Genomic DNA, 4,049 nt, shown 5'->3' with positions numbered 1-4,049 from the left:
AGTTGTAATTTTTTTATAAAAATCAATAATACGGACAGTTTTTATTGTCTATTGGCCTTTTGTGTTTTAAATAAAAGCCTAGCTATCGACTTATATAAAACGGCTTAACTGGAATCCACATGAACCAAAATAGATATAAAGCATCGTTTCCTGCGCCTGACATTGGTAGTAACTATTTTGTCTCATCAACTTGGAGCAGTTATGGTTTCTGGGCTTTATTAGCACTGACTCCGCTTGCTCATTACATGATGTACTATACCGAAGATGGTTTAGCGCATGGGGAAGATTTAAACACTTTAGTGTATGTAATACTTGGTGCTATTAGCTTGTTTGTTTTAAATATTGCAGCCCAATCTATATGTTGGTTAGGCAGGCTTTTGGCAGTGGTTTGCTTTAGCATGAGTCTGTTTTTTATTTTATCGATTATCTATCTTAGTATTTATGCTCACTTCCCAATCGCTTATTTTGGTCCTGTTATTTACTTTGGTTTAGCAGCGTACTTTTATAATAAAGACTATTTGAAAGCCATAAAAACATTATAGCATTTACTATGTAGTTACTAATTCACGCCATCTAATTTTTTATATCGTCATAAAAGGCAACTTTCCCTCGGCCTGTTTCTTTTACGTGATAAAGAGTTTTATCACCGTTGTGCATTAATTGATGTAGTTCATTGCCATCATATGGGGCTATTGCAATTCCTATGCTTGCACCTACGGCGCATGTTTTATTTTGTGAAATATAAATGTCTTGTTGTAACTCGTTTAACAAAGCGATGGATTGCTCACGCGTTGTTGCTTTGTTGTAGGTATTAACTTGCCTTGCAACAATAAATTCGTCACCGCCTAGGCGGATACACATATCGTTTTTTTCGTGAAAAAGTGTTTTAAATCTGTGCGCTATTTCAATTAGCACTTTGTCGCCGGCTTCGTGTCCGTAGGTGTCGTTAATGGGTTTAAACTTATCTAAATCAATCATCATAAGCACTAAATGTTCATTATGTTTAATACATTCACGTAGTGCTTTTTTAAGGCGTTTTTCACCGGCGCGTCGGTTTAATAAGCCAGTGAGTGGGTCGTGATCGGCTTCAAAGCGGGTTTGCTGTTCGCGTTCTGCGCGCTCGGTTACATCGTGTAAAATTACTTCTACTAGCTGCTCTTGTTTGGGGTTTCGTTTGGTATCTCTTTGGTCTGTTAACCTTACAAATAAACAATGAAACCATACCGTTTTATAGCCAACTTTACACTCTACATCTAAGGTGGTTTGTGGTGGGTTTTTAGCAGAGCGAATATCTGCCAGTAGGCTTTGTAATTCGTCTACATTGCTAAGTAACTCAGGAAAATGCAAGGTTGGTAATTCTTCTTCGCCGGGTACGGTAAAGTAATGCTTAAATGCAGGGTTAAAGGTGGTGATAATGTTTTTGTCATCGAGTAAACAAATACCTGCGCTGGCTTGTTCAAAAATAAGTCTAAATTTAGCTTCTAGCTCTTGAGTTTTTTTACGCAGTGTTTGCTCATTACTAATAGTTAAATGTAGCTCGTGCATTAAGGCATTTATACCTTGGGTTAAACGGCTTATTTCGTCCCGCTTGCCTTGCTTGAAGGTTAGCATTTTAAGGGTTTCTGGCTCGCTTGGATTTATTTTAGCAAAGCTGTCGGTTAGGTTTTGAATTGGTTGTGTAAGCCAGCGCTGAACTACCAGCGATACAAAAAATGCGATAACAATGGATTGAATCAGCATTAAGATAAATTCTTTTATAAGCGCTGACTGTGCTTGTTGTTCAATAAAGTTATCGTCAGGGTATATGGCAAGTACACCTATAAAAGTGTCTTCTATAAAAGGGTGAACTAATTTAATTAAAACAGCTTCATTTTTTTTGTTAGTAGAGCCTTTTGCAATAAATAAATCCATCTCTCCTTTAGGGTTTACTTCTCCTTCTAGGCTTGCGCCTTGCACTAAGTCGTTACTGAGTAGGCCGTTAATAATTTCTTGGCTTAATTCTTTGTCATTTAAGTAAGCGGCAATAGCGGCTGTTTTTTCCATTGTTTGCGCTAACTGTTGAACAAGTAGGTAATTTGTGTTTTTTTTCTCTTTAAAGCCTGAGTAATAAGAGAGCATAGACGAGACTAAAGACACAACAATAGCAACTAACGCAATTGATATAGCGACGCGTATGTAGAGTTTTTGGCTAATAATTTTAATCAAATGTGTATACCACTTTTACTGCATCTGTAACTTGCGATAGCGGAATGTAGCCAATAGCAAATTGTGATGCTGCAATTTTATTTATTGCATCTTCTACCGATGTTGAAGGCGTGGGTGGCTTTGCGCGCCCTGAAAATAACAACCTGGCCCAATACGCATTTATTTTTTGCTCGTCTTTATTGACCAGTTTTAAGTAAAAATCGTTTTTTAATGCTGATTGGGCGGGCAAATCGAGTGGCTTTGACGTTTCACCATCAGGAAAAGTTAAATACCTACCCATGTAAATATCAATTATTTCCCGTTTTGATAATGCGTTAATTGCGTTGCTTTTATTTACCACTACAACAAACTCTGTAGATTTAGCATAAAAGCTCACAAAAAGCAGGCATAAGGGGAGCATTACATTAAGACCTAGATTACGAGCGCTTATCATAACTAAAACACCATACTAGCATTTAAACTGAGTATATGTACTTTGTTGCTTTTATTTGCATCAGCAGGATTACTAAGGCTCCATAGCCCCGCACCTTGAGGCTTTATATCAAAGCGGTCTAACTGCGCTTTAAATACTAAACGATCCGAAAAATGCCATTTTACGCCTACGTTAATAGAGTGCTGGTGAACATTTGTAATTTGAACTGAAGATTGAGTGGCAACCGCGAGTTGTTGTATGGGTACTGAAAACTGCTCAGGAGTACCTGGTGGAAAAATAGGGCTGTTTACTTCAACTACATCATGGCGATTTTTAGCTGCCGTAAAGCCTGTGTAAAATATTGCATCATCTACTCTGTAACCCGCACTAATATAAGTGCTAAATACAGATGGAGCTATTATCCAATCGGATTCTGAAATACCTAACTCAGATTGAATAAGCCAATTATTATTATCGTAAGTAACGCCAAAGGCTGCGTATTCTATGCTGTTGCCTTTGGTGTTAAATTTGTTAGATATACTTTGTGCTTGCGGCCATATACTTTGTGGTACTAAATCGAGTGCGGTTATAAATTCGTCCAACGCGGTTAGTTTATAATCGCCAAAGTTTGACCTTGATAATGAAAAACGCATAGTCCATGCATCTAAAGAGTATGTTGCACTAAGGGTTGTTAAGTTATCAAAATCAATAAAAAAGTCGTCATTATAGGCTTGTATCTTTGCTGTGGAGCTACCATAAGCGAGTTTTAAGCGTAAGAAGCCATCGTTAATGGCTTTGCTGTATTCCACATCTACACCATCAAAATTTCCTGCAATGTTTGCAAACGAGTAGTACGAATGAGGCGGGCGCACCCATAAATAGGCATATCCTACGTAAGGGTATTCCGATAGTAAGTAAAGATCGCTATTTAACCTGCCTGCACGAATAGCCCAATGACGGGTAGGGCGATAGCGCACAAAGGCGAGCTCTAAAAAATTATCAAAGCTTTTAAAGGCATGATCTTGAATAACTACTTGAAACACAGAGTCCCAATTTTTTGAGAGTGATATATTAGCCTGCCCACCTAAAATTGAATCTCGCGTTGCTGAAAAACCAGATTCGTTGACATTTGAATAACTCGATGCAAAGCCAATATCTGAATCGTCCGTGTAGCTGAGTGTTAAGGATGCAAAACCACTAAATTGCACGTCTATGTCGTTTGCATAGGTTTTATTAGCAGCAGAAATTGCCAATATTGCTATGGCAATTGTACCTCGGAACAACATGTTAGCTCGTATTTTTATAATGTAGATAGTAAAAAGATAGCACAATTTATTAAATTACCAACTTAAGCATTACAGTGGCTTATCAATTAAATACAAAAAAACATGACATCCTCCTAAATTTTGTACTTTGTTAAGCGAAGTACTGG

At 37.6% G+C, this 4,049-nt stretch carries 4 protein-coding genes; 1 reads left to right on the top strand and 3 read right to left on the bottom strand.

What is annotated here, in order from left to right:
- Window positions 1-119: 119 nt before the first annotated feature.
- The gene (locus H5072_RS13395) at window positions 120-542 is read left to right on the top strand and encodes a hypothetical protein (protein WP_182693800.1); all 423 of its coding nucleotides are present in this window, start codon (window positions 120-122) and stop codon (window positions 540-542) included.
- A gap of 31 nt (window positions 543-573) precedes the next feature.
- On the opposite strand, the gene H5072_RS13390 is transcribed toward H5072_RS13395, so the two are convergent.
- The 3 genes from H5072_RS13390 to H5072_RS13380 are packed head-to-tail and all read right to left on the bottom strand — an operon-like array spanning window position 574 to window position 3,903.
- Window positions 574-2,205: a sensor domain-containing diguanylate cyclase gene (locus tag H5072_RS13390; RefSeq protein WP_182693799.1), complete on the bottom strand. Its 1,632-nt coding sequence runs from the start codon at window positions 2,203-2,205 to the stop codon at window positions 574-576.
- Window positions 2,198-2,638, bottom strand: coding sequence for a hypothetical protein (locus H5072_RS13385; protein WP_182693798.1), 441 nt, complete (start codon window positions 2,636-2,638; stop codon window positions 2,198-2,200). Before H5072_RS13385 ends, H5072_RS13390 begins: the two co-directional genes overlap by 8 nt.
- Before the next feature lie 2 nt (window positions 2,639-2,640).
- On the bottom strand, window positions 2,641-3,903 hold the full coding sequence (locus H5072_RS13380) for a hypothetical protein (RefSeq protein WP_182693797.1): 1,263 nt from the start codon (window positions 3,901-3,903) through the stop codon (window positions 2,641-2,643).
- Window positions 3,904-4,049 lie beyond the last annotated feature (146 nt).

It is taken from the genome of Pseudoalteromonas sp. SR45-5 (assembly GCF_014163565.1).
Classification (GTDB): Bacteria; Pseudomonadota; Gammaproteobacteria; order Enterobacterales; family Alteromonadaceae; genus Pseudoalteromonas; species Pseudoalteromonas distincta.
Note: the sequence above shows the minus strand (reverse complement) of the source record. Positions and strands in the feature narration are given on the sequence as shown.

Coding starts and splice junctions, on each gene's coding strand:
- H5072_RS13385 (WP_182693798.1), bottom strand. CDS start 2,638: ATGATAAGCGCTCGTAATCTAGGTCTTAATGTAATGCTCCCCTTATGC.
- H5072_RS13380 (WP_182693797.1), bottom strand. CDS start 3,903: ATGTTGTTCCGAGGTACAATTGCCATAGCAATATTGGCAATTTCTGCT.
- H5072_RS13395 (WP_182693800.1), top strand. CDS start 120: ATGAACCAAAATAGATATAAAGCATCGTTTCCTGCGCCTGACATTGGT.